At 68.3% G+C, this 23,669-nt stretch carries 24 protein-coding genes and 1 pseudogene; 21 read left to right on the forward strand and 4 right to left on the reverse strand.

What is annotated here, in order from left to right; translation table 11 throughout:
• The first annotated feature begins 49 nt into the window (after positions 1 to 49).
• The 3 genes from VG502_RS02000 (at position 50) to VG502_RS02010 (ending at position 3,424) form a co-directional block, all read left to right on the forward strand.
• Positions 50 to 1,429, forward strand: a complete 1,380-nt coding sequence (locus tag VG502_RS02000) for a hypothetical protein (protein ID WP_325548199.1) — start codon at positions 50 to 52, stop codon at positions 1,427 to 1,429.
• Positions 1,426 to 2,853 (forward strand): hypothetical protein, encoded by a 1,428-nt coding sequence (locus tag VG502_RS02005; protein WP_325548200.1) that lies wholly within the window; start codon positions 1,426 to 1,428, stop codon positions 2,851 to 2,853. The genes VG502_RS02000 and VG502_RS02005 overlap by 4 nt, the downstream gene beginning before the upstream one ends.
• Positions 2,854 to 2,935: 82 nt before the next feature.
• Positions 2,936 to 3,424, forward strand: a complete 489-nt coding sequence (locus tag VG502_RS02010) for a GNAT family N-acetyltransferase (protein WP_325548202.1) — start codon at positions 2,936 to 2,938, stop codon at positions 3,422 to 3,424.
• Between the two features lies 1 nt (position 3,425).
• On the opposite strand, the gene VG502_RS02015 is transcribed toward VG502_RS02010, so the two are convergent.
• On the reverse strand, positions 3,426 to 3,869 hold the full coding sequence (locus VG502_RS02015; RefSeq protein WP_325548204.1) for a nitroreductase family deazaflavin-dependent oxidoreductase: 444 nt from the start codon (positions 3,867 to 3,869) through the stop codon (positions 3,426 to 3,428).
• Positions 3,870 to 3,959: 90 nt separating this feature from the next.
• Here VG502_RS02015 and VG502_RS02020 point away from each other — a divergent pair, with 90 nt between their 5' ends.
• The 6 genes from VG502_RS02020 (at position 3,960) to pdxS (ending at position 8,878) form a co-directional block, all read left to right on the forward strand.
• Positions 3,960 to 4,505: an HIT family protein gene (locus tag VG502_RS02020; protein ID WP_325548206.1), complete on the forward strand. Its 546-nt coding sequence runs from the start codon at positions 3,960 to 3,962 to the stop codon at positions 4,503 to 4,505.
• A gap of 30 nt (positions 4,506 to 4,535) precedes the next feature.
• On the forward strand, positions 4,536 to 5,171 hold the full coding sequence (gene pgsA, locus VG502_RS02025; RefSeq protein ID WP_325548207.1) for a phosphatidylinositol phosphate synthase: 636 nt from the start codon (positions 4,536 to 4,538) through the stop codon (positions 5,169 to 5,171).
• Positions 5,168 to 6,076 (forward strand): phosphatidylinositol mannoside acyltransferase, encoded by a 909-nt coding sequence (locus VG502_RS02030; protein WP_325548208.1) that lies wholly within the window; start codon positions 5,168 to 5,170, stop codon positions 6,074 to 6,076. The genes pgsA and VG502_RS02030 overlap by 4 nt, the downstream gene beginning before the upstream one ends.
• Positions 6,073 to 7,245 carry a glycosyltransferase family 4 protein gene (locus VG502_RS02035; RefSeq protein WP_325548210.1) on the forward strand — a complete coding sequence of 391 codons (1,173 nt, stop codon included), beginning with the start codon at positions 6,073 to 6,075 and terminating at the stop codon, positions 7,243 to 7,245. Before VG502_RS02030 ends, VG502_RS02035 begins: the two co-directional genes overlap by 4 nt.
• A complete protein-coding gene (locus tag VG502_RS02040; RefSeq protein ID WP_325548212.1) occupies positions 7,245 to 7,820 on the forward strand; it encodes a hypothetical protein in 576 nt (191 codons plus the stop codon). The genes VG502_RS02035 and VG502_RS02040 overlap by 1 nt, the downstream gene beginning before the upstream one ends.
• A 164-nt stretch (positions 7,821 to 7,984) precedes the next feature.
• Entirely contained in the window at positions 7,985 to 8,878 is an 894-nt protein-coding gene (gene pdxS / locus VG502_RS02045) for a pyridoxal 5'-phosphate synthase lyase subunit PdxS (RefSeq protein WP_325548213.1), read from the forward strand.
• A 93-nt stretch (positions 8,879 to 8,971) separates the two neighbouring features.
• Here the strand turns inward: pdxS and VG502_RS02050 are convergent, their stop codons facing one another.
• The gene (locus VG502_RS02050) at positions 8,972 to 9,487 is read right to left on the reverse strand and encodes a GNAT family N-acetyltransferase (protein WP_325548215.1); all 516 of its coding nucleotides are present in this window, start codon (positions 9,485 to 9,487) and stop codon (positions 8,972 to 8,974) included.
• A gap of 63 nt (positions 9,488 to 9,550) precedes the next feature.
• Positions 9,551 to 10,510 (reverse strand): alpha/beta fold hydrolase, encoded by a 960-nt coding sequence (locus VG502_RS02055; RefSeq protein WP_325548217.1) that lies wholly within the window; start codon positions 10,508 to 10,510, stop codon positions 9,551 to 9,553.
• An 82-nt stretch (positions 10,511 to 10,592) separates the two neighbouring features.
• Here VG502_RS02055 and VG502_RS02060 point away from each other — a divergent pair, with 82 nt between their 5' ends.
• From VG502_RS02060 to VG502_RS02070, 3 genes are read left to right on the forward strand one after another with little or no spacing between them, the layout of a single operon-like run.
• Positions 10,593 to 11,246 (forward strand): TetR/AcrR family transcriptional regulator, encoded by a 654-nt coding sequence (locus VG502_RS02060; RefSeq protein ID WP_325548219.1) that lies wholly within the window; start codon positions 10,593 to 10,595, stop codon positions 11,244 to 11,246.
• A gap of 35 nt (positions 11,247 to 11,281) precedes the next feature.
• Positions 11,282 to 11,755 (forward strand): globin domain-containing protein, encoded by a 474-nt coding sequence (locus VG502_RS02065; protein ID WP_325548221.1) that lies wholly within the window; start codon positions 11,282 to 11,284, stop codon positions 11,753 to 11,755.
• Positions 11,752 to 12,510 (forward strand): VOC family protein, encoded by a 759-nt coding sequence (locus tag VG502_RS02070; protein WP_325548223.1) that lies wholly within the window; start codon positions 11,752 to 11,754, stop codon positions 12,508 to 12,510. Before VG502_RS02065 ends, VG502_RS02070 begins: the two co-directional genes overlap by 4 nt.
• 133 nt (positions 12,511 to 12,643) lie before the next feature.
• On the opposite strand, the gene VG502_RS02075 is transcribed toward VG502_RS02070, so the two are convergent.
• Positions 12,644 to 13,438, reverse strand: coding sequence for a deoxyribonuclease IV (locus VG502_RS02075; protein ID WP_325548224.1), 795 nt, complete (start codon positions 13,436 to 13,438; stop codon positions 12,644 to 12,646).
• A gap of 75 nt (positions 13,439 to 13,513) precedes the next feature.
• On the opposite strand from VG502_RS02075, the gene VG502_RS02080 reads away from it, so the two are divergent.
• The 9 genes and pseudogenes from VG502_RS02080 to VG502_RS02115 all read left to right on the forward strand — a co-directional run bounded on the left by VG502_RS02080 (position 13,514) and on the right by VG502_RS02115 (position 23,606).
• A complete protein-coding gene (locus VG502_RS02080; RefSeq protein WP_325548226.1) occupies positions 13,514 to 14,776 on the forward strand; it encodes a GAF domain-containing protein in 1,263 nt (420 codons plus the stop codon).
• A 102-nt stretch (positions 14,777 to 14,878) separates the two neighbouring features.
• On the forward strand, positions 14,879 to 16,402 hold the full coding sequence (gene adh, locus VG502_RS02085) for an aldehyde dehydrogenase (protein ID WP_325548228.1): 1,524 nt from the start codon (positions 14,879 to 14,881) through the stop codon (positions 16,400 to 16,402).
• The gene (locus VG502_RS02090) at positions 16,403 to 16,771 is read left to right on the forward strand and encodes a DUF779 domain-containing protein (protein WP_325548230.1); all 369 of its coding nucleotides are present in this window, start codon (positions 16,403 to 16,405) and stop codon (positions 16,769 to 16,771) included.
• 150 nt (positions 16,772 to 16,921) lie between these two features.
• Positions 16,922 to 17,038 (forward strand): annotated as a pseudogene (locus VG502_RS21815) (alpha/beta fold hydrolase); the annotation flags it as partial.
• Positions 16,993 to 17,457 (forward strand): alpha/beta fold hydrolase, encoded by a 465-nt coding sequence (locus tag VG502_RS02095; protein ID WP_414655692.1) that lies wholly within the window; start codon positions 16,993 to 16,995, stop codon positions 17,455 to 17,457. The pseudogene VG502_RS21815 and the gene VG502_RS02095, both read left to right, overlap by 46 nt.
• Positions 17,458 to 17,917: 460 nt before the next feature.
• The gene (locus VG502_RS02100) at positions 17,918 to 18,841 is read left to right on the forward strand and encodes a hypothetical protein (RefSeq protein WP_325548233.1); all 924 of its coding nucleotides are present in this window, start codon (positions 17,918 to 17,920) and stop codon (positions 18,839 to 18,841) included.
• 108 nt (positions 18,842 to 18,949) lie between these two features.
• The gene (locus VG502_RS02105) at positions 18,950 to 20,374 is read left to right on the forward strand and encodes a sigma 54-interacting transcriptional regulator (protein WP_325548235.1); all 1,425 of its coding nucleotides are present in this window, start codon (positions 18,950 to 18,952) and stop codon (positions 20,372 to 20,374) included.
• A 51-nt stretch (positions 20,375 to 20,425) separates the two neighbouring features.
• Positions 20,426 to 21,562 carry a WD40/YVTN/BNR-like repeat-containing protein gene (locus VG502_RS02110; protein WP_325548237.1) on the forward strand — a complete coding sequence of 379 codons (1,137 nt, stop codon included), beginning with the start codon at positions 20,426 to 20,428 and terminating at the stop codon, positions 21,560 to 21,562.
• Positions 21,563 to 21,584: 22 nt separating this feature from the next.
• Positions 21,585 to 23,606 (forward strand): vWA domain-containing protein, encoded by a 2,022-nt coding sequence (locus VG502_RS02115; RefSeq protein WP_325548239.1) that lies wholly within the window; start codon positions 21,585 to 21,587, stop codon positions 23,604 to 23,606.
• The last annotated feature ends 63 nt before the right edge of the window (positions 23,607 to 23,669 follow it).

The following is a 23,669-nucleotide window of genomic DNA, read 5'->3' on the forward strand; positions in this document are numbered from 1 at the left end:
CCCGGGCCATGAAGCGGAACCGCACCACTTGCTGGCTAGTCTCAGCGCCGTGAGAATCCGAAATCGTCGTACCACGGTGATCGCGGTCGCGGCGCTGTGCGCCGTCGCACTCGTCGTGACGATGGTGGTTCGATCGCGCAGCATGTCCCATCGAGCCGATGCCGCGCTGGACGACCTGCGGTCGATGCCCGGGGTGTCCTCGGCACGCGCTCAGAACTACCCGGAGTCCGATGGCGGGGCACGCGACGCCATCGTCACGGTGTCCGAATCCGCGACCACGAAGCAGGTCGCCGATGTGTTGGCGGGTGCCCGGAAGGCGGCCGCCGGGGAGTCGATCTCCGACATCTCGGTGCGGGTCGGCGCCGCCCACGCCACGATCAGCGACCGGACGAAACGACCGGCACAGGCCGCACCGGCGCTCGCGGCCCTCGCTGCGCTGCCGCACGGATCCGCCGAGGTCAAGGGCTATGGCTACGGCGACGGCTACGAAGCGACGATCGACCCGGACGGGCAACAGCCGGTGGCTGTCGCCCGCACCGCCCTGCAACTGGTCCACCGGACGGGCGCGCCCGATGGGAATCTGTACGTCGGAACCCAGACCAACGCTGTCGTGACGGTCGACGAATCGATCGCCGGCGCGAGCCGGCTGCTGACTGTGCTGCGCCCGTATGAGAAAGAGCTCCGCCGGGTGCGGGTCAGCAGGACCGCCGTGAGCGTCACGGCCGACGCCGGCGTCTCGACGATCGACCTGCATCGGGCGCTGGCACCGGTCGTCCGCGACGAGTCACCGACCAGGACGCTGACCGTCGATGGCGCGCCGGGCGAGACCCAGATCGACGGGTCCGGACCCACCACGTCGGTCACTGAAACGGCGGCGCACCTGCGGTCGCGTCACCTCGGACTCACCGGCTTCAGCACCGACGAACGAAGCATCAAGGTCGCCGGCGCGACGAAAAAGCTCACCGCGAAGGATCTGCCGAACGTGCAACGAGCGCTCGCGACCCTGCGTCCGCGACTACCCCGGAACAGCGACATCACGGTCGAACGCACCCCGGGTGGGCTCGAACCGCTGTTCAGCGGAAGCCCCGCGGACCTGTCCCGGATGGCGCCGAGAGCGGGCGCCGCCGCGGCCAAGGGTTACGACGTGTCGTGGAACGGCGACTTCGAGGTCACCGTCGTGATGCCACCGGGTGCGAAGCTCACGACGACGACGGTCAAGCCGGCGATGGCGGTCGCGCGAGGACTCGGCTGGAAGGGCTCCCTCTGGGTGCAGATCGGTGAGTATGGCGAGAACGCCGACACCGAGACGGCGCGATTCCAGTCGACCGCGACCGGCAGCACGAAGGCGGTGTTCGGCGACGTCGAGGACACCGAGGGGCTCAAACGCGTCTGGAACGCAACCGCGACCGACGCGGGGGCGGCGTCATGACCCGCGCGATCGGTTTTCCCGAGTCGCGTCGAGCGCGTGTGTTGCTGTGCGCGGTCCTCGCCGCCGCGGTCGCACTCACGCTCTTCCTCGTCGTCCGGTGGGAGCGGTCCGAGGGTCACCGCGCCCAGCAGATCGCCGATTCGTTCCGCGCCATGCCGGGCGTCGCGTCGGCGCACACCGATGGCGACAGCGGCCCGCGGGACCTCACCGTGCGCCTGTCCTCCACGGCCAGCCGCATCGAGCTGCAAGACGTCTACGACCGCCGCGAGAATCTGCCCAGCGATCTCATCGACCGGATGACGGTGACGGTCGGTGCGGTCTCCTCGGAGCTCGACGACACGCTCGGCGGCGGCTCGACGGACGACGTAGCCCTCCAATGGGCACTGCGTGGCATGCGCGGCGGGTCGGTGGAGTTGTCGGCATACAGCCAACAGGTCAGGCTGCGCGCGACGAAGGAGCCAGCGGTCGCGGTTGCTCGTGAGGCGGTCGCCGCCCTCGACATCCGTGGTTTCCAGAAGGTCGACCTGCTGGTCTATGGCGGCGACGGCACGAAAGTCACCGTGGCGAAGGACGTCGCGCTGCCCGCCGCCCATGCCGTGCTCGGCGACATCGCTCCGTTCGCGCCATACCTGACCGACAGCTCCGTGTATCCCGGCGGCGTGAACCTCGACCTGCGCGCCGGCCACACGGATCGTATGGCGAAGGTGGCCGCGACGGCCCAGCGCGCCGCGCGGCGTATTCGCGCCGCAGGTGATGGCGATGACGACACCTACTCGTTCACCGTCCGCGATCAGGGCAGCGGGCGGATGATCAACGGTGACCCGGACACGGACCTGGCAGCGTCCCAGCGGGTCACGACGACTCTCGAACAGAAGGGCTGGACGGTCGGTTCGGTGCAGGCCGATCTGTCGGGGGTCGCGATCAAGAAGGAGTCCGCTGCAGCCGCCAACCTGCCACAGCTGCAGCGGGACCTCGCAGCGCTGCGTCCGGCTCTGCCGAAGAACGCCGTGATCACCTTGTCGGAGCCGGACCAGGACCGCCTGAACGTTTTCTCCGGGACGATGACGGAGCTGCGCCGGGTCACGCCGAAGCTGATGGCGCTGGAACATGCCGGGTATCGGATCTACTGGGACATCGACGGCCTGAGCTCGGACATCTCGGTGTTGCTGCCGAAGGGCGCGCAGTTGGGTCCGGATTCGATCCGCGAGGCCGGACGGCGGCTGCGCGCCATCGGCTGGACCGGCTCAGCCACGATCGTGATCCAGCAGCGCAGCCGGAACGACGAGGACGACTACTTCCCGGCATACATCACGTTCCCCTCGACGGACACGGGCACTGCCGGCCAGTTGCGGGTCGAGCCGCGCGACGCATCGATCACGGTGGCCGATGCGACCCGGGCCTGGAACGCCTCTGCGACCAAGTGACCGGCGAAGGGACCGACGAAGTGACCCCGCCGATGCGGCACGGTTCGATGCGCCGGCGCCGGCACCATGGAAAACTGCCGGTGTGAGCGACGAACTGGACGGCATCCGCATCGAACGCGCCGTCCCCGAGGACGCCTTCGTGCTGGCGGCGATGACCCTGCGATGGGATCTGGAGAGCGGCGCACCTCGCCGCGACGGATTCATCGACGAGTTCGCCGAGGCCTGGCTCGGCCAGGGAGCAGCGCGACCGGCGTGGCTCGCCCGCCGCGCCGACGGCGACCCGGTCGGCTTCGCGATCGGCATCCTGGCCACGAGCCTGCCCAGCCTGCGGCGACCGACCGGTGGCTGGGTGCACCTGAGCTCGGTGTATGTCGCTCCCGACCTGCGTGGCCACGGACTCGGCGAGCAACTCCTGCGGCACATCATCGACTGGGCCGCCGAGAGCGGGCTCTACCGGGTGCAACTCAACGCCACCGATCGGGCACGTTCGCTCTATCGCCGGGTCGGCTTCGGCGGTCCGCAGGACACCCTCATGCAGTGCATCCTGTCGGACCGCCTGCCGACCAGCTGAGTCAGTCGCCCGACGTGGGCTCGATCAGGAACACCGGGATCTGCCGGTCGGTCTTGGTCTGGTACTCCGCATAGGGCGGGTATGCCGCAACGGCGCGCTCCCACCACTCGTCCCGCTCCGCGCCGGAGATCTCCCGGGCGACGGCGTCGTGCTTCGTCGTGCCGTCCTGAACCTCGACCTCGGGGTGAGCCGTGATGTTGTGGTACCACGCCGGATGCTCAGGAGCTCCGCCCTTGGAGGCGACCGCGGCATAGACACCGTCGTGCTCGACGCGCATCAGCGGCACCCGGCGCAACTTGCCGGACTTGGCCCCCCGCATCGTGTAGACGACGACCGGCATCCCCATCACGTCGACGGATTCGGTGGTGCCCGACTCGTCGATCTTGGTGAGCTGGTCCTTGACCCAGCCGGTCTTCTCCTCGGCGTATTCGCCCTGCAGCGGCATTTCGTCTCCTTGCTGAATCGGTGAACGTTCCCGAGACGACAACCGTGAGCGGGCGAGGGTTGTTCCGCGGCGACGTCATACGATCGCCGTATGCCGCAGCAGATCGAGCCAGACGAGGACTTCGCCCGGGTGCCCGACGGATTCGAACGTCTCTGGACGCCGCATCGGATGGCCTACATCGAGGCGGACAAGCCCGATCACGACGATGACGGTGCGTGCCCGTTCTGCGTGGCGCAGGCCAAGACCGACGAGGAGGCCCTGATCGTGCATCGCGGCCGCACCTGCTTCGTCATCCTCAACCTGTTCCCCTACAACCCCGGCCACCTGCTCATCTGCCCGAACCGGCACATCCCGTCATACCTCGACCTCACCGACGAGGAGACGATCGAGTTCACGGCGTTGACGAAGCAGGCCACCAGGGCGCTCACCACGGCCTCCGCACCGCACGGCTTCAACCTCGGGATGAACCAGGGCCAGGTCGCCGGCGCCGGAGTCGCCGCGCACCTGCACCAGCACGTCGTGCCCCGCTGGGAGGGCGACTCCAACTTCCTGCCGATCGTCGCCCAGACCAAGGCGCTGCCCGTCCTGTTGGACGATACCCGGAAGCGGCTCGCCGACGCCTGGCCGCAGGGTTGAGTGCGACTCACGGGTAACCTTGCACGCACCATGCTCAACCGTTACGCCCGGGCGGCGATCACCAAATTCTTCACGCCACTGGCGAAACTTCTGTTGCGGCTGGGAATCTCGCCCGACATCGTCACGATCGTCGGCACGATCGGCGTGTGCTTCGGCGCGCTCGCGTTCTATCCGCGCGGCGCCTTCTTCTGGGGCACCGTGGTCATCACGGTGTTCATCTTCTCCGACACGCTCGACGGCAACATGGCACGTCTGTCGGGGCGCTCGAGTGTCTGGGGTGCCTACCTCGACTCCACCCTGGACCGGGTCGCCGACGCGGCGATCTTCGGCGCGCTGATCCTCTGGTATGCCGGTGACGGCGACAACCTCGTCATGGCGGGGCTGGCCCTCGCGTGCCTCATCCTCGGCATGGTCGTGTCCTACTCCAAGGCACGTGCCGAGGGCCTCGGTATGACGGCCAACGTCGGCATCGCCGAACGCTCCGAACGGCTGGTCGCGGTACTGGTCACGACCGGGTTGGTCGGCATCCCGTGGTTGCACCTGCCGACCGCCGTGCTCGGAGTCGTGCTGGCACTGCTGGCGATCGCGAGCCTCATCACCGTTTTCCAGCGCATGCTCACCGTCCGCACCCAGGCATTGGGTGGGGCCGGAGAACTCCCGAAGTGACCCTGCGCGAGCGCGCGGAAGGCTTCGCCTATCGCGCGGCCTGGCGCCTGGTCTGCCGGCTCCCCGAACGCACCGCGTATGGCGCCTTCGACCGCGTCGCGCGATCCCTGCACCGCCGCAACGGTCGCTCCGTGCAGCAGATGCGCACCAACTACGCAGCGGTCCGGCCGGAGCTGACCGCGAAACAGCTGGAATCACTGGTAGCGGAAGGGGTTTCGTCATACCTGCGCTATTGGTGTGACGCCTTCCGGTTGCCGCGCGAGACGCCCGCGACGCTCGACGCGCGGATCCGGTTGACAGGGTACGACGCGGAGGCCCGCGCGGTGGTCGACCGTGGTGAGCCGCTGATCCTCTTCCTCGGGCACCTCGGCAACTGGGACCACTGCGGCGCCTGGGCGACCGACCACTTCGCACCCGTGACCACGGTCGCCGAGCGGCTGAAGCCGGAGTCGGTGTTCGATGCGTTCGTCGACTTCCGGGAATCACTCGGCATGCGGATCCTGCCGCTCACCGGTGGCGATCACGTGTATTCGCAACTGCGAGAAGCGATTTCGCGCGGCGGGTTCGTGCCGCTGCTGTCCGACCGTGATCTGACGCGCAGCGGGGTCGAGGTCACCCTGTGCGGGCACCGGACCCGCGCGGCGGTCGGGCCGGCCAAGCTCGCCCTGGAGACCGGCGCCGCGCTCTTCCCGCTCGCGATCACCTACGAGCCGATCCCGGGGCGCGCCGCCCAACGGGTGGTGGCGCGCTTCGGTCCGCGGGTTCGCCCGTCCGGCGAGGGGACCGCCGAGGTGCAGGTGCGGGAGATGACGCAACAGTGTGTGGACAGTCTGGGGGAGACCATCAGTGAGCGCACGCAGGATTGGCACATGATGCAACGCGCATTCATCGGAGAACCCCGGTGAGGATCGGCATGGTCAGCCCCTACGCGTTCAACGTGCCGGGCGGAGTGCAGTTCCACGTGCGCGACCTGGCCGAGCACCTGATCACCCAGGGGCACGACGTGCGGGTGCTCGCGCCCGCCGACGAGGACGCCGACCTGCCGCCATACGTCGACCCGGCCGGACGGGCGATGCCGGTGCCCTACAACGGATCCGTCGCCCGGCTGCTGTTCGGCCCGGTCACCGCGGCACGTGTCTCCCGCTGGATCGAGCGGGGCGGGTTCGACGTGCTGCACATCCACGAGCCGTTCGCGCCGAGTGTGTCCATGCTGGCGATGATGGCCGGGCACGGCGCGGTCGTCGGCACCTTCCATTCCAGCACGATGCGTTCCCGGGTGCTGCTGACCGTCATGCCGTTGCTGGAGCCGCAGCTGGAGAAGCTCAGCGGCCGAATCGCGGTGTCCCGCGAGGCTCTTCGCACGATCCACCGCCACGAGGGCGCAGCGGACGCGCTGATCATCCCCAACGGTGTGTATGTCGATCGCTTCGCGACCGCACCGCTCGTGCCGCACTGGAAGGGGAGTGACGATCGGCCGACGATCGCGTTCCTCGGTCGTCTGGAGGAGCCGCGCAAGGGCCTCGGTGTGCTGCTGGAGGCGATGCCGCGACTGCTCGACGCGCGGCCGGGGTTGCGGTTGCTGGTGGCCGGTCCCGGTGATCCGGGGGAGGCCTTGCGTCATACGACGGCCCGCGTGCGGGCGGCGACGGAGTTCCTCGGCATGGTCAGCGAGCCGGACAAGGCGTCGCTGCTGCGGTCGGTGGATGCGTATGTCGCACCCAACACCGGTGCCGAGAGCTTCGGCATCATCCTGGTCGAGGCGATGAGCGCGATGGCCCCGGTGGTCGCCAGCGACCTGCCGTCGTTCGCCGACGTGCTGGCCGGCGGCAGCGCGGGGGCGATGTTCCGGGCCGGTGATCCGGAATCGCTGGCCGCCACAGTGCAGCGGCTGCTCGACGACCCGGCCGAGCGTGCCGAGCTTGCCGCCCGCGGTGCGATGCGGGCTCGGGCCTTCGACTGGTCGCGGGTGTCGGCGGACGTGATGGACGTCTACGAGACGTGTCACGCGGCCCGGCCGGGTGCGGTTCGCGCGACTGCCACTGGACGGGGCAAGCGCGTGCGGGGGCGTGACTGATGCGCATCGTCGCATGGACAGCGGTGGTGATCGCGGTGCTGGCGCTCGTCGCGTGGTACCTCTCCTACACGGCGGCGCGGTTGGACCGATTGCACACCAAGGTCGAGGGCTCGGTCGCATCGCTCGACGCGCAGTTGGTGCGCCGTGCGGAGGTCGTGCGGGAAGTGGCCGGCTCGGGTGCGCTGGATCCGGCGAGTGCCGCGTTGCTGGCCGATGCCGCCAGTGCGTCACTCGATGCCGCCGATGCGGCGTCGCTGGGGGAGACCGTTCGCTCCGACGGCATCGGCGCGCAGCGGGCCGAGACGGAGTCGATGCTCACCCAGGTGCTGCGAACCACGCTGACCGCCGACGTGATCACCGAGTTGCGTGACGAGAACTCCGGCTGGCCCGAGGTCGTGGAGCGGCTGCGTTCGGCCGGCCAGCGCGTCGAGATCGCGCGACGCTTCCACAATGAAGCGGTCCGTGACGTACGCCGCCTGCGGCACCGCCCGCAGGTCCGCTACCTCGGGCTGGCGGGCCATACCCCGCTGCCGTCGGCGGTCGAGTTCGACGATCAGCTGCCTGATGGGCTGTGAGTCCGAGGTGGCCGAGGAGCGAGGGACGAGCGTCTCGAGGCCCCGCACCGACTGTGGCCGCATCTCGCCGTGTCCGAAAAGTGTCATACGGGGCCTGATGGCATGAAGCTGCCGAATCCGGCGGTATTCTGGTCGAAAACGTCGTTCGATGAGGAGACCCGGAAGTGACTGCAGCGACCGAGACCGGCACCGCCCGCGTCAAGCGAGGTATGGCGGAGATGCTGAAGGGCGGCGTCATCATGGACGTCGTCACGCCCGACCAGGCGAAGATCGCCGAGGACGCCGGCGCCGTTGCGGTCATGGCGCTGGAGCGGGTGCCCGCCGACATTCGCGCGCAGGGCGGCGTCTCGCGGATGAGCGACCCCGACATGATCGACGGCATCATCGAGGCCGTCTCCATCCCGGTGATGGCCAAGGCGCGCATCGGTCACTTCGTCGAGGCGCAGGTGCTGCAGAGCCTCGGTGTCGACTACATCGACGAGTCCGAGGTGCTGACCCCGGCCGACTACGCCAACCACATCGACAAGTGGGAGTTCACCGTTCCCTTCGTGTGCGGTGCGACCAACCTGGGCGAGGCGCTGCGTCGCATCACCGAGGGTGCGGCGATGATCCGCTCCAAGGGTGAGGCCGGGACCGGAGACGTCTCCAACGCCACCACGCACATGCGTCAGATCCGCCAGGAGATCCGCCGCCTGCAGAGCCTGCCGGAGGACGAGCTGTATGTCGCCGCAAAGGACCTGCAGGCGCCGTACGAGCTGGTCAAGGAGGTCGCGGAGGCCGGCAAGCTGCCGGTCGTGCTCTTCACCGCCGGTGGCATCGCCACCCCGGCCGACGCAGCGATGATGATGCAGCTCGGCGCCGAGGGCGTCTTCGTCGGCTCGGGCATCTTCAAGTCCGGCAACCCGGCGCAGCGCGCCGAGGCCATCGTCAAGGCGACCACGTTCCACGACGACCCCGACATGATCGCCAAGGTCTCACGCGGTTTGGGCGAGGCCATGGTCGGACTCAATGTCGACGAGCCGGCGCGATCGATCCAGTTCGCCGAGCGCGGCTGGTGAGCTGACCCGCCGAGGCGGAGCGTTTCCCTTGAGGGGCATACCGATTCGGTGTGCCCCTCAATGCGTTGGTATGCCGCTCGGTGGCTGGGGCTGTTACTGCGCGCGAGGCAGGATCATCAAGTGGATGGGTATGTCCTGCTCCGGATCCCACGGTGCCTGCACGGTGTCGATGAGCTGCCAGCCGCGACGCAGGTAGAGGTTGACGGGGGTTTCGTGCGCCGCCACCACGTCGAGCGCCGGGTAACCGTCGGCCATCGCGAACTCGGTCGCGGTCGCCAGCAGGCGTGAGCCGATGCCCTGACCGGCCTTCGTGATGTCGCTGAAAAAGACTGCTACACAACGGATTTCGGAGAGCTCGACATTGTGAGCCGCTGCCCATGCCTTGCCGATCGTGTCATCGTCCGCGCTGGTGACCGAGACGTGCCCGACCGGTGCGCCGTCCAGTTCGGCGATCCATGCACGAATCTCGGTCGGTCGCTTGAGGAACTCCTCGAGCGACCGGGATGACGGCCACGCGAGCGGGTAGGCCGTCGCTGCCTGTTGTCGGCTCAGCAGTTCGGCCAGGGCGGATAGGTCGGAGTCCTGCCGAGGGCGTATGACGAGGTCCACGACAGGAGACGTTAGTCCGCCATACGAGTGCAGGGGCGGGCGGGACCGGTGAAGTCCGGTCGATCAGCTGGACAGGGCGGCCAACGGCCGGCTCGCGCCCCGACCGCGTCCGCGGCGTGGGCCTCGGTCGCCGCTCAACAGCTCCCGCCGCCGCGTCGCGCTGTATGACGCGGGCTGTGTCGTCGCCATGAAGTCCCGCACGATCCGGATGAACTGCTGGGAGTGGTCCCGGTGCGGGAAATGCCCACTGTCCTCGATGATTTCAACCTGGGCACCGGGCGCCAGGTTTTCGGCGATGTGTGCGTGCGACGACGGGATGATCGGATCCTGCGCACCCCACACGACGCAGATCGGCATGGCTTCAGTGAGGTAGGCGCGATCGGCCATCGTCACGAACTGGCCACGCAGGTCGACGACGCCACGCAGTACCTGCTGTACGGCCGCACACGCGCCGGGGCTGGCGAACGAGTCGTAGATCTTCGCGATCTCGTCGACGTCGCGAGTGCCCGGTAGGCGCGCCGCATGTGCCAGCCGCAGGCCGGTGCGATTCACCTGCCGCACGCCGGGGAGGGTGAGCACGCCCATGAGTTGCCGGAATCCCGGTGCGGCCGCCAGCCGGATGATCGGGCTGACCTCGCGTCCGACGCCGCCCGGTGCGACGAGGATCAGCCGCTCGGTCAGCTCCGGGAACTGATACGCGAACTGCAGGGCCACACCGCCGCCGAAGCTGTGCCCGACGACCGTCACCCGGTCGACGCCGAGGATCGTGAGCAGGTCGCGCATGCCGTTGGCATAGCCGCCGAGGGAGTAGTCCCCGCGCGGCTTGGCGGACTGTCCGTGCCCGAGCAGGTCGGGCGCAATGACCGTGTAATCCTTCGCCAGCGGCGCGATCACGCGGTCCCAGGTCGTGTGATCACAGGCGACGCCATGGAGCAGTAGGAGAGCAGGACCGGATCCGGTCTTGATGAAGGCGCGGCGGTGGCCGTGCACATCGACGAACCGGACACGGCGAGAACTACTCATGAACGGGGATTCAACCACGCGGGAAGTCCTGAGGCTACGAATCGGTAACTCCGATTTCGCATCGTTGTCATACGCTCGGCCCGTGGCACAGGACGGGAAGGCGGATGTGGCGCGGACTCCGGCGCTCACACGCGGCCGAATTCTGCGGGCCGCCGGGAAGATCGTTCGTGATGACGGCGCGTCGGCGCTCAGCATGCGGACACTGGGTGCCCGCCTCGGTGTGACGCCGATGGCGATATACCGGCATTTCGCCGGCCGCGACGAGCTCCTGGTCGCGCTGCTGGACGAGGAATTCGCCCGGGTCGGCTGGCCCGAGTTGCCGGAACCGGGCAGCGAGCGCGCTGTGGCGGTGCTGCTCGTGCTGCATCGGGAGCTCGCCATACGCCCGTGGGTGCTGGACGCGCTCACGCGTGGCGACCTGATGGCTCCGTCGGCCGCCAGCGCGACCGACGACATCCTCGGGTCCTTGCTGGCGGCCGGTTGCTCCCCGGAGCAGGCCGCGCACCGCTATTCCGCTGCGTGGCGGCTGATCCTCGGCGCAGCTCAACTCGATGCGCGCTCGGTGCAGGCCGAACGTCACCTGGACCGCCCGACGGTGCAGGAGACGGTGCGCCGTGACGCCGCCGTCAACGGGCTGGACGCGCTGGCGACCTGCGGCTCGGCGTTGGCCGAGCAGCGCGCGAGCTTCGACATCCGCGCTGCACTGGTCTTGATCGTGTATGGCGCCGAGCATTAACGTATACGCGTAAACATCCCGTGGTGAGGAGTGCCATGGCGAGCGAATCGATCTTCGACGCGGCCGGCGGTGCCGCCGGTATGACGCGCATCGCGACGGCCTGGCACCGGCGCGCGATGGCCGATCCGGTGGTGGCACACGCATTCCACGGTGGGACGAGACCGGACAACGTCGACCGGCTCGCGGCATACCTCGGCGAGGCGCTCGGCGGACCGGCGCGCTACACGTCGACCTATGGTGACCACGCCACGGTCGTGCGGATGCACAGCGGCAACGGTGAGCACGACGAGATGAACGAGCGCGCGATCGAGTGTTTCGCCGGTGCGTTGCGGGACGCCGGTGTGGACGCGGATCGTGAGACGTACCAAGCGATCCTGGACTACTGGAGTTGGGCCACCTGGCATCCGATGTACACCCACCACGGCTCAGCCGACGAGGTGCCCGGCGAGTTGCCGATGCCGCACTGGGGCTGGGACGCGACCGTCACCTTCGAGAACGAGCAGTCATGAGCATCACGCCATACATCACGGTCGCGGACGCACGCGCCGCAATCGAGTGGTATCGCAACGCATTCGGCGCCCGGGTCTCCTTCGAGCCGATCGTCATGGAGGACGGCCGCATCGGCCACGTGGAGCTGACGATCGGCAACGACGCGCGGTTCATGATGTCCGACGAGTTCGACAGTGCGGGTGTCGCCGCTCCGGATCCGGGACGGCACAACGCGGTCACGCTGCACGTCGACACCACTGCCGTCGACGTCGTCGTGCGGCAAGCGAAAACAGTTGGCGCACAGATCGATCGGGAACCCGAAGACACTCCCAACGGTCGCATCGCGGTCCTGCACGATCCGTTCGGGCATCGCTGGATGTTCAATCAGCGGGCGGACGACCGCGGACGAGCGACCTCACCCGCTCTTGCACGGGACCTGACCGCAAATCTTCGGGTGCCCGACCTGGACGGCGTCGATGACTTCTATGGCGACTACCTCGGACTGACCGACGAGGGCTTCAACCTCGGCTGGGTGACACACCGCAGCGCGCCAGGGTCCGGCGCGTGCGTGCAGCTGGTGACCCGCGACAGGACCGCACCGGTCGATTCGGCGATCTCGGTGCACGTCGCCGATGTCGATGCTGCGTATGCCGAGGCACGGCGTCGCGGCTACCGGATCGTGCATCCGCTCACCGACGAGGAGTGGGGCGTGCGCCGCTTCTTCGTGCAGGCGCCGGACGGCACCGTCGTCAACATGGTCAGCCACGCCGACTGAGCAAAATGCGGGTTGAGTAGCGGAGGAGCGCAGCGGCGAGACGTATCGAAACCCGTGGTCTCGATACGCGGCTCGTTCCTCGCCGCTACTCGACCCGCTTGGATGGCTCGCCGCTACTCGACCAGCTTGGGCGTCAGAGTCGCTCGCGGAGCCAGGCGATGTCCGCCTTGTGCTCCTCGGCGCCGCCGGGAGTCTCGCACACGACCGTGGCGCCGGCCGCGCGCACGACACCGGCCAACTCATCCGGATCTATTTGTCCCGCACCGAAATTGGCGTGCCGGTCGGCGCCGGAGTCGAAGGCGTCACGGCTGTCGTTGCAGTGCACCAGGTCGATCCGGCCGGTGATCTCGTGGACGCGCTCGGCCGCCTCCGCCAACTCGATGCCGCCGGCCCACGCGTGGCAGGTGTCGAGGCAGAAGCCCACCTGCTCGTGGCCATCAGCCTGGGTGATGGCACCCCAGACGCCGGCGATCCGGTCGAGGTGACGTGCCATCGCGTTGTCGCCGCCCGCGGTGTTCTCGATGAGCAACGGGATCTTGCAGTCGGTCGCCTCGATCGCCTTGCGCCAGTTGTCGAACCCCTTGGCCGGGTCGTCGGACTTGTTGACGTGACCGCCGTGCACGATCAATCCGGCCGCGCCGATCTCCGCGGCGGCATCCATGTGCTGCTGCAGCAGCTTGCGGCTCGGGATACGGATCCGGTTGTTCAGCGTCGCAACATTGATGATGTATGGCGCGTGGACGTAGACCCGCACCCCGGCGGCCTCGGCGTCGGCGCGTAATTGCGCCGGGCCACCGTCATACGCGATCACCGGACCCTTGTAGCTCTGCGGATCGCCGAGGAAGAACTGCACGACATCCGTGCCGCGCGCCGCTGCCTCCGCAATCGGGTCCTGCTGGTCGACGTGTGCACCGATCTGAAGCGTCATACCTCCAGGGTACGGAGACGGACGGACAGCCCGAGAACCACTGGTGCGGCCGCCGGACGCCGTTACGGTGGTGTCATGGTTCCGTCCCGACCGAGTCCGAGGCACGACGACAACCGTCGGCGTGCTGAGCAGGCGCGGGAGGAGTTCCTCGAGCGGCGTGACCCGGGCCAGGTGCGGCCCGAGGTCTATCAATCCTGGTTGCGGTCGCTGACCGACGGTCTCGACCCGGAAGCAGAGTTGCGTCAGGAGCCGCTGGCGGATGACGCCCTGCACGCGTTGCGCGAGCCCCATCCGCTGGCCGCGACGATGCCATTGATCCGCTCGCTGCTCACCGAGAGCGCTGCGGAGGCAGGGCTGCTGGTGGCCGTCAGTGACGCGGCGGGCCGGCTGCTCTGGGTCGAGGGCGACGCGACCCTGCGGAGACGAGCCGAGCAGATGCTTTTCATCCCCGGCGCCGACTGGGCCGAGCAGGTCGTCGGGACCAATGCGCCCGGGACCGCCCTGGCCGTCGACCGTGCGGTGCGGATCCGCGGCGCCGAACACCTCGCGCGCCAGGTGACGCCGTGGAGCTGCTCGGCCGCGCCGATCCATGATCCGGACACCGGCGCCATGCTCGGCGCACTCGACCTGACCGGCAATGACGAAGCCGTGACACCGCAGAGTCTCGCCCTGGTCGGCGCGACCGTGGCAGCCGTCGAGTCGCAGTTGCGGCTGGCGCGCCTCACCTCCGGTATGGCGCTGCACGACTCCACGGCACGCGTCGGTGGTCATCGACTGACGGTCCTCGGAGCGAGTAGCGCCACGCTCTCCAGCGGGGACAGCGTGCGCCGGTTCGGGCTGCGGCACAGCGAGATGCTGCTGCTCCTGTCCGAGGCCGCCGACGGGACGACTGCCGGCCAGCTGTCGGTCGAACTGAGCGATGATGACCGCCCCTCGGTGACGTTGCGTGCCGAGATGTCACGCCTGCGCGGGCTGCTGCCGACGGGGCTGCTGGCCTCTCGCCCGTACCGCTTCACCGGCGGGGTGACCTCCGATCTGGCGGTCGTGCGGGGACACCTCGACCGCGGGGAGATCGGCGCCGCGGTCGGCAACTATCGAGGACCGGTGCTGCCGGAGTCGGAGGCGCCCGGCGTCATACAGATCCGGGACCAGCTGCATACGCGGATGCGCAATTCGGTTCTGGCACGCGGTGATTCGGACCTGCTGCTCCGCTTCGCCGACACCCTCCACGGGCGAGACGACCTCGGCCTGTGGGAGGCGGCCGCGGCGCTGATGGACCCCGGCTCTCCGCGCAGCGACACCGTCAGTGCGCGAGTCAGCCGACTGCGCGGAGTGTGACCCACGCAACGTTGGTGCAACGTTGCGGTCCGTAATTTGCGTCTCACACGCCGGGTGAGAACGCCTGGCATGCACGCACCATCTGCCAGGAGGACACGCAGAATGACGATTTACGCGCGACCGGGCGAACCGGACAGCCCGGTCTCCTACAAGGCCCGCTACGACAACTTCATCGGTGGCGAGTGGGTCCCGCCGGTGAGCGGCAAGTACTTCGAGAACGTCTCCCCGGTCAACGGCAAGGTTTTCACCGAGGTCGCCCGGTCGACCGCCGCAGACGTCGACAAGGCGCTCGACGCCGCGGAGGCCGCAGCGCCCGCCTGGGGCAAGACGTCGGTCACGGAACGGTCCAACATCCTGCTGCGGATCGCCGACCGGATGGAGCAGAACCTGGAGATGCTCGCCGTCGGCGAGACCTGGGACAACGGCAAGCCGGTCCGTGAGACCCTCGCCGCCGACCTGCCTCTCGCGGTGGATCACTTCCGTTACTTCGCGGGTGCGATCCGGGCGCAGGAGGGTCACCTCAGTCAGCTCGACGACGACACCGTCGCCTATCACTTCCACGAGCCACTGGGCGTCGTCGGCCAGATCATCCCGTGGAACTTCCCGCTGCTGATGGCGACCTGGAAACTGGCACCCGCACTGGCCGCCGGCAACGCCGTCGTGCTGAAGCCCGCCGAGCAGACCCCGGCATCGATCCTGCTCCTCATGGAGCTGATCGGCGACCTGCTCCCACCGGGAGTTCTGAATGTTGTCAACGGGTTCGGTGTCGAGGCCGGCAAGCCGCTCGCCTCGTCGAACAGGATCCGCAAGATCGCGTTCACCGGCGAGACCACGACCGGCCGGCTGATCATGCAGTACGCCAGCGAGAACCTCATCCCGGTCACCCTCGAGCTCGGTGGCAAGAGCCCCAACATCTTCTTCGATGACGTTGCGGCGCATGACGATTCGTTCTACGACAAGGCGCTCGAGGGCTTCGCGATGTTCGCGCTCAACCAGGGCGAGGTCTGCACCTGCCCGAGTCGTGCGCTGATCCAGCGACCGATCTTTGACTCGTTCCTCGCGGACGGCACCGAGCGCGTCAAGGCGATCAAGCAGGGCAACCCGCTGGACACCGAGACGATGATCGGCGCACAGGCCAGCAACGACCAGCTCGAGAAGATCCTGTCCTACATCGACATCGGCACCAAGGAGGGCGCACGCGTCATCACCGGTGGTGAGCGCGTCGACCTCGGCGGCGACCTGTCCGGCGGATACTACGTCGCACCAACGATTTTCGCCGGCAACAACAAGATGCGGATCTTCCAGGAGGAGATCTTCGGTCCCGTGCTGTCGGTGACCGAGTTCGACGGGTTCGACGACGCCATGTCGATCGCCAACGACACGCTGTACGGCCTCGGCGCCGGCGTCTGGTCCCGCGACACCAACACGGCATACCGCGCCGGCCGTGGCATCCAGGCGGGTCGGGTGTGGACGAACTGTTACCACCAGTACCCCGCGCACGCGGCATTCGGTGGTTACAAGTCGTCCGGCATCGGCCGGGAGAACCACGCGATGATGCTGGACCACTACCAGCAGACGAAGAACCTGCTGGTCTCCTACAGCGCCAGCAAGCTCGGCTTTTTCTAAATGGCCGAGCGAGTGGCCGTCACCGACGAGGCGGCGCAGCTGCTGCGCCGCCTCGTCGATGAGCACGGCACCGTGATGTTCCACCAGTCCGGCGGGTGCTGCGACGGGTCGGCACCGATGTGCTACCCGGAGGGCGAATACCGGCTGGGGGAGCGCGACGTACACCTGGGCGACCTGCCGATCGGCGAGGGTTACCACCCCGTGCCGGTCTACATCTCCGGCGAGCAGTACGCCGTATGGCGCCATACCGCGCTCACCATCGATCTGGTGAAGGGACGTGGCTCCGGCTTCTCCCTGGAGGGGCCGACCGGCTACCGGTTCCTCACCCGGTCGGATGTCTGTGCGCCGTCCGACCCACCCGGCGGGTGAGTTTCCGGACCAGTCCTTTTGGGATGGAACCTTTCGGCCGCTCGCGTCCCCTTCCTGGTGACACTGTCCAGGCACCGGGAGGGCGCAATGAGCACGACCGACACCACCTCGGCACCGCAGCACCGGATGATCGATACCGGCCGGCTGCGCATGCACGTGACCGAAGCGGGCGAGGGTCCGCCGGTGGTGCTACTGCACGGCTGGCCGCAGCACTCGTACGCCTGGCGGCACGTCATACCGCTGCTCGCCCGGTCGCATCGGGTCATCGCGGTCGACTCTCTCGGGGCGCCGCTCGGTCCGATGCGCCGCCGACGGGCTACGGCACGAGTGATCTCGTCGATGACGTCAGCGCGCTGCTCGACGCGCTCGACCTGCCGATGGTCGACGTCGTCGGCCACGACCGGGGTGGCTCGCTCGCGTTCCGGCTCGCGATGGACCACCCGCTGCGGGTGCGCCGGCTTGTCGCATTCAACACGGTGCACCCTACGGCGACCTGCGTCGTATGGCGCCGCACGCGTGGCGCTACCTGTGGACGCCGTTCGTCGAGACGCGGTATGTCGGGAGGTGGGTGCCCTTGCGCCCACCTCCGGCGACGCCAAGTCATCGGCCGGGGCGACTGGACAGGCGGCGCTAGGGCGGGCGTTGACCAACTACCGGCGGTCGGCTGGCCCCGACAACGACGCTGAGCGGCGCGCGGACCGGAACTGGATGGATTGGCAGACTGGCAGCGCCTGGGACTAGCACGCGGAACGCCGGCCGTGGGCACGTCGGCCTACTGGTCGCCCGACCCCGTGCGGCGCGAAGTCGTCTCGCCCGTTCCACAGGCTGCTGGCGATCCCTGGACGAGAAATCTGTCTACATCGGTCGCGAACTGCGCGGATGTTGGCCGGGGACTCGGATCCTTCAGGCGACAGTAGGCACCGACCAGGTCGCCCAGTCGGTCACGCTCCAGCTGCCGTTTGAGCGCGCGCGTCGCGTACGCCGACGACCCGCGATGCGGTGTACATCCGCGCACCGAGGACAACACGTCGCCCTCGCTCTTGGGTCCACCGGCGCTCACGAGGTTGGTGAGGGCAGTTGTCGGTGCCTAGGCATACGTTCCAACTGCACTGCAGAACGTGGCGTCTCAAGTCGACGGAGATCGATATGGACAACTTCTTCTGGCCAACCCTGGCCACGGCTGTCGGCGGATTGCTCGTGGCGGCAGTGACAGCCCTCTGGTCACGGCACGCACCACCGCCCGATCACGGCAGCAGCAGCGGTCACCGCGTCGTCATCGACGGTGACAGCAACCAGGTGCAGATCGGCAACACCGTCACGGTGCAACAACAGATCAACAACGTACGCAACGAAACCGTGCGCGCGGGTTCGAATTCCGACGACGACACCTGGCTCGTGATGGGTCTCACGGCTCTTGCCTGTGTCGCTGCGGTGCTGGTCTTTCTGGTGGGATGGCAGCTGTTGACCTGGCTGGCAGTCGGCGCCTCGATCGTGACAATGGGAAGCGCTGGCTGGATGCTGCGGATCACCGAACGCGGCGCGGGTCGCCGCTGGGCCACCTTCGCAAGCACCGCGGTTGGCGCACTCGGCACGGTCGGCGCAGCAGTGCTGGTGCTTACTTCGCCCGGTGGTGGCGCGACGCCAACCCAATTGCGCGAGCAGGTTGCAGCGCGATACCCCGCTATGGATGGCAGCATGGTGGACCAGGTAAACGTGGTCACCGCGCACCCAGGTGATGTCCTGAAGCTCATTGGCCTGCGGGGAATCACCAGCCTGACATTCCAGTGCGTGGCGATCGTAGTCTGCTTGCTGGTCACGGTGCTCAACGTGCAGCGGTTGGGTCAGTGGTTCGCGTTTCGGCAGGTCGCCTATGGCAACACGACCAACGAACGCACGATTGGCCGGGCTGCGAACTTTCTCACCGGTGGGCGCGGCATCGCCTGGGCGACGACGCTGATGATGGTCATCGCGTTGGGATTTTCCTCCGGACTGATTACGCGGATGGTGTCGTCGAACGACCCGTTGTCGAAGACCCCGGCCTCTCGTGCCTCGAACGCCACGTGGCAGTGACCTGCCCGGTGGCCTCTGGCACGGGCCGCCGGACAGTGCAGCGACGCGTCGGCAACTCATCCGGATACCCCCTCCGCTTTCACGCGGGAAAGGCGTAGCGTGGAGCGCGTGACGGATTCGACCACTTCGACACCTGCACCCACGATCACCACGTTCGGCCAGTTGCGTGCCTCCGGGCACCAGTTGCGCAGCGTCCGGGAGGAGCTGCGCGACAACCTGGTGGCCAAGCTCGCGGCCGGAGAGGACCCGTGGCCCGGCATCCAGGGCTTCGAATACACCGTGCTGCCCCAGCTGGAGCGCGCCCTGCTCGCGCAGCACGACATCGTGTTGCTGGGCGAGCGCGGCCAGGGCAAGACACGCGTGCTACGCACCCTCGTCGGGCTGCTCGACGAATGGACGCCGGTGATCGCCGGCTCCGAGATCGGCGAGCACCCCTACGCGCCGATCACGCCGGCGTCCCGGCGCCGGGCAGCGGAGCTGGGCGACGAGTTGCCGGTCGCCTGGCGTCACCGTGATGAGCGGTATGCCGAAAAGCTCGCAACCCCAGACACTTCCGTCGGCGACCTGGTCGGTGACGTCGACCCGATGAAGGTCGCCGAAGGGCGCAGTCTCGGCGACCCGGAGACGATCCACTTCGGGCTGATCCCGCGATCGCACCGGGGCATCGTCGCGATCAACGAGTTGCCGGACCTGGCCGAACGCATCCAGGTGGCGATGCTGAACGTGATGGAGGAGCGCGACATCCAGGTCCGCGGTTACACGCTGCGGCTGCCGCTCGACGTGCTCGTGGTGGCCAGCGCCAACCCGGAGGACTACACCAACCGTGGCCGCATCATCACCCCGCTGAAGGACCGGTTCGGCGCTCAGGTGCGAACCCACTACCCGCTCGAGGTCGAGGGCGAGATCGCGGTGGTCGAGCAGGAGGCGCACCTGGCGGCGACGGTGCCGTCATACCTGATCGAGATCCTCGCGCGCTTCACGCGTGCGCTGCGGGAGTCGAGCGCGGTCGACCAACGGTCAGGCGTGTCAGCGCGATTCGCGATCGCTGCCGCTGAGACCGTCGCAGCCGCCGCACTGCACCGAGCGACCGTGCAGCACGAGACGGAGGCTGTCGCGCGCGTCATCGATCTGGAGACCGCGGTCGATGTGCTCGCCGGGAAGGTCGAGTTCGAGTCCGGCCACGAGGGCCGGGAGGAAGCGATCCTGGAGCACCTGCTGCGCACGGCGACGGCCGAGACGGCACGCGGCAGGTTGCGTGGCATCGATCTCGGGCTCCTGGTGCGCGCCATGGAGCGCGGCGCGCGGGTCACGACCGGCGAACAGATCAGTGCCGCAGCGGTTCTCGGCGAGCTGCCGGTGCTGGGGGAGTCCGACCTCTACGACCAGATCGCGGACCGGCTGGACGCGACGACGCCCGGCGAGCGTGCCGGCGCCATCGAGCTGGCACTCGAGGGGCTCTACCTGGCCAAGCAGGTCAGCAAGGAGTCCGACGACGACGGCAACACGACCTACGGCGAGAGTGAGTCCGTATGACGATGTGCGGAACGCACCTCCGGCACCGCGAGCAGGGCTAGCGTCTGAAACATGTTCACTCACACTGCTTCCCATCGCTCCCTGGGCATCGCCGGATTCGTGGCGACCGTCTGCGCCGCGGCCGCGCTGGCGGCACCTGCTGCCGCGGCACCGGCCGATCAGCACGGCTCGCTTCACCAGCAGGGCTACTCGTGGTCGCCACGCCCGACCGGTGTCCAGGAGCAGTTCCGGGGCCTGGCTCCGGTCAGCAGCCGCGTCGCGTGGGTCAGCGGCGAGAAGGGCAGCGTGCTGCGCACCACCGACGGTGGGAAGCACTGGACGGACGTGTCCCCGGCGGCCGCGAAGGCCGACGGTCTGGCGCTGCGCGACATCGAGGCGTGGGACAGCGAGCACGCTGAGGCACTGTCGATCGGCCCGGGCAGCGACTCAAGGATCTTCCGCACGGATGACGGCGGGCAGACCTGGCAGCAGGTCTTCACCAACACCGACCCCGCAGCGTTCTACGACTGTATGGCGTTCTCCTCAAAGGGGATCGGCCTCGCCATGAGCGACCCGGTGGACGGCTACTTCCGCATCGCGCGCACGACCGACAGCGGGAAGTCCTGGACCGCTTTGCCGACGACGGGTATGCCGAAGGCACTCGGCAACGAATTCGGCTTCGCCGCGTCCGGGACCTGCCTGGTCTCGGCCCAGGACGCGCACGGCGCGCGCCCCGGCGAATTCTGGTTCGCCACCGGAGGCGAGTCCCCGCGCGTCTTCCACACCACGAACGCCGGCGACTCCTGGACCGTCGAAGACACGACCGTGCGCGCCGGAGACGCTGCCGGCATCTACAGCATCGCGTTCAAGAACCACGGCACCGGTGTCGCGGTCGGTGGCGACTACACCGCGCCCACCGACGGCACGGACGCCGCCGCAACCAAGCACGGCAGCTCGCCCTGGAAGGCCAGCAGCAACGCCCTCGGTGGCTACCGATCCGGCGTGGCCTACGTGCCCGGATGGGGCAATGCCGTGATCGCGGTCGGCCCGACCGGCAGTGACGTGAGCAGCGACGGTGGTCGCACCTGGTCGACCTTCGACACGACCGACTACGACGGCATCCACTGTGCGTCGGACGGAGCCTGCTGGGCATCCGGCCCGGATGGTGCAGTCGCGCAGCTCGTCATACATCACGGATCCGCAGAGTAGAGACAGCTGGAGGCGTATCTCGTTGTCACGTAAGCACACTCATCGTTCACGCTACGGCCGGTATGCCGGCGGGCCCGACCCGCTGGCACCGCCGGTCGACCTGGCCGAGGCACTGGACGCCATCGGCGAGGACGTCATGGCCGGCTACAGCCCGGAGCACGCGATGCGGGAGTTCCTGCGTCGGGGTGGCCGACAGCAGCGCGGTATGGACGACCTCGCCCGGCAGGTGGCCGAGAAGCGTCGGGAGCTACTGGCGAAACACAACCTGGACGGCACCTTCCAGGAGATCAAGCAGCTGCTGGACGATGCGGTGCTGGCCGAGCGCAAGCAGCTGGCGCGTGACCTGGACGACGACGCGCGGTTCGCCGAGATGCGAATCGAGAACCTGCCGCCGTCGACCGCGGCGGCCGTCAACGAGCTCGCCGACTACCCCTGGCGCAGCAGTGAGGCGCGCGAGAAGTACGACCAGATCAAGGACCTGCTCGGCCGCGAGATGCTCGACCAGCGGTTCGCCGGGATGAAACAGGCGCTGGAGGGCGCCACCGACGAGGACAGGCAGCAGATCAGCGACATGCTGCGCGATCTGAACGAGCTGCTCGAAGCCCACGCCCGCGGTGAGGACACCGACCAGCAGTTCGCCGACTTCATGGCCAAGCACGGCGACTTCTTCCCGGAGAACCCGCAGAACATCGACGAACTGCTCGATTCACTCGCACAACGCGCCGCAGCCGCGCAACGCATGCTCAACTCGATGACGCCGGAGCAGCGCGAGGAGCTGATGCAACTGTCGCAGCAGGCGTTCGGTTCGCCGGAGCTGATGGAGCAGCTCGCCCAGCTCGACGGCAACCTGCAGGCGTTGCGACCGGGGGAGGACTGGTCCGGCTCGGAGCCGTTCGGCGGTGAGCAGGGCATGGGCCTGGGCGACGGCACCGGCGTCATACAGGACCTGGCCCAGCTCGACGACCTGTCCGAGCAGTTGTCGCAGCAGTATGCCGGCGCCCAGATGGACGACCTCGACCTCGACGCACTGGCCAAACAGTTGGGCAACGAGGCGGCCGCGGACGCTCGCACGCTCGCCGAGCTGGAGAAGGCGCTACGCGAACGTGGTTATCTGACAAAGGATTCCACCGGTGAGCTGAAGTTGTCGCCGCGCGCGATGCGGGAGCTCGGGCGCACCCTGCTCAAGGACGTTGCCACCCGGCTGAGCGGGCGCTCCGGGTCCCGCGACGCACGTCGAGCCGGTATGGCGGGCGAGCCGACCGGCGCGAGCCGGGAGTGGCAGTTCGGCGACACCGAGCCCTGGGATGTCACCCGGACGCTGACCAATGCCGCGCTGCGTCGCGCTGGTGGCGACGACGACCGGTTGCTGGCGATCACCGACGTCGAGGTACAGGAGACCGAGGCTCGCACGCAGGCCGCGGTCGCTCTGCTGGTCGACACGTCGTTCTCGATGGCGATGGACGGTCGCTGGGTGCCGATGAAGCGCACCGCGCTGGCGCTGCACCACCTGATCCAGACCCGTTTCCGCGGAGACTCGTTGCAGCTCATCGGTTTCGGCCGGCACGCGCAGACGATGGACATCGACACGCTCACCGCACTGTCGGCCGAATGGGACAAGGGCACCAACCTGCATCACGCGCTGATGCTGGCCAACCAGCACTTCCGCCGACACCCGAACGCCCAGCCGGTGCTGCTGATCGTCACCGACGGCGAGCCCACCGCCCACCTGGAGCCCGACGGCGAGGCGTGGTTCAGCTATCCGCCGCATCCGCTGACCATCGCCTACAGCGTGCGCGAACTCGACACTGCGGTGCGGCTCGGCGCACAGACGACGATCTTCCGGCTCGGTGAGGACCCGGGTCTGGCCCGCTTCGTCGATCAGCTGGCCAAGCGTGCAGACGGCCGGGTAGTGGCACCCGAGCTCGACGAGCTCGGCGCGGCCGTCGTCGGCGGTTATCTCGGTGGCCGCGGCGGGCGCGGCGGGCGCGGGCCGACGTACGGCGACTTCGGTGACTGGGGTTTCCGCGGCGGCTGGGTCAGCTGAGTTCGCGAGTGACGGTTTCTTCGCCGAGTGACGGCGAGATTGGACCGTCACTCACCGAAGAAG

Source organism: Flexivirga sp. (assembly GCF_035551235.1).
In the GTDB taxonomy this organism is placed as follows: domain Bacteria; phylum Actinomycetota; class Actinomycetes; order Actinomycetales; family Dermatophilaceae; genus Flexivirga.

Excerpts from the sequence above, each read along its gene's own strand:
- VG502_RS02005 (WP_325548200.1), top strand. The coding sequence starts at position 1,426 with ATGACCCGCGCGATCGGTTTTCCCGAGTCGCGTCGAGCGCGTGTGTTG.
- VG502_RS02015 (WP_325548204.1), bottom strand. The coding sequence starts at position 3,869 with ATGCCGCTGCAGGGCGAATACGCCGAGGAGAAGACCGGCTGGGTCAAG.
- VG502_RS02020 (WP_325548206.1), top strand. The coding sequence starts at position 3,960 with ATGCCGCAGCAGATCGAGCCAGACGAGGACTTCGCCCGGGTGCCCGAC.
- pgsA (WP_325548207.1), top strand. The coding sequence starts at position 4,536 with ATGCTCAACCGTTACGCCCGGGCGGCGATCACCAAATTCTTCACGCCA.
- VG502_RS02040 (WP_325548212.1), top strand. The coding sequence starts at position 7,245 with ATGCGCATCGTCGCATGGACAGCGGTGGTGATCGCGGTGCTGGCGCTC.
- VG502_RS02055 (WP_325548217.1), bottom strand. The coding sequence starts at position 10,510 with ATGAGTAGTTCTCGCCGTGTCCGGTTCGTCGATGTGCACGGCCACCGC.
- VG502_RS02065 (WP_325548221.1), top strand. The coding sequence starts at position 11,282 with ATGGCGAGCGAATCGATCTTCGACGCGGCCGGCGGTGCCGCCGGTATG.
- VG502_RS02070 (WP_325548223.1), top strand. The coding sequence starts at position 11,752 with ATGAGCATCACGCCATACATCACGGTCGCGGACGCACGCGCCGCAATC.
- VG502_RS02075 (WP_325548224.1), bottom strand. The coding sequence starts at position 13,438 with ATGACGCTTCAGATCGGTGCACACGTCGACCAGCAGGACCCGATTGCG.
- VG502_RS02080 (WP_325548226.1), top strand. The coding sequence starts at position 13,514 with ATGGTTCCGTCCCGACCGAGTCCGAGGCACGACGACAACCGTCGGCGT.
- adh (WP_325548228.1), top strand. The coding sequence starts at position 14,879 with ATGACGATTTACGCGCGACCGGGCGAACCGGACAGCCCGGTCTCCTAC.
- VG502_RS02090 (WP_325548230.1), top strand. The coding sequence starts at position 16,403 with ATGGCCGAGCGAGTGGCCGTCACCGACGAGGCGGCGCAGCTGCTGCGC.
- VG502_RS02100 (WP_325548233.1), top strand. The coding sequence starts at position 17,918 with ATGGACAACTTCTTCTGGCCAACCCTGGCCACGGCTGTCGGCGGATTG.
- VG502_RS02110 (WP_325548237.1), top strand. The coding sequence starts at position 20,426 with ATGTTCACTCACACTGCTTCCCATCGCTCCCTGGGCATCGCCGGATTC.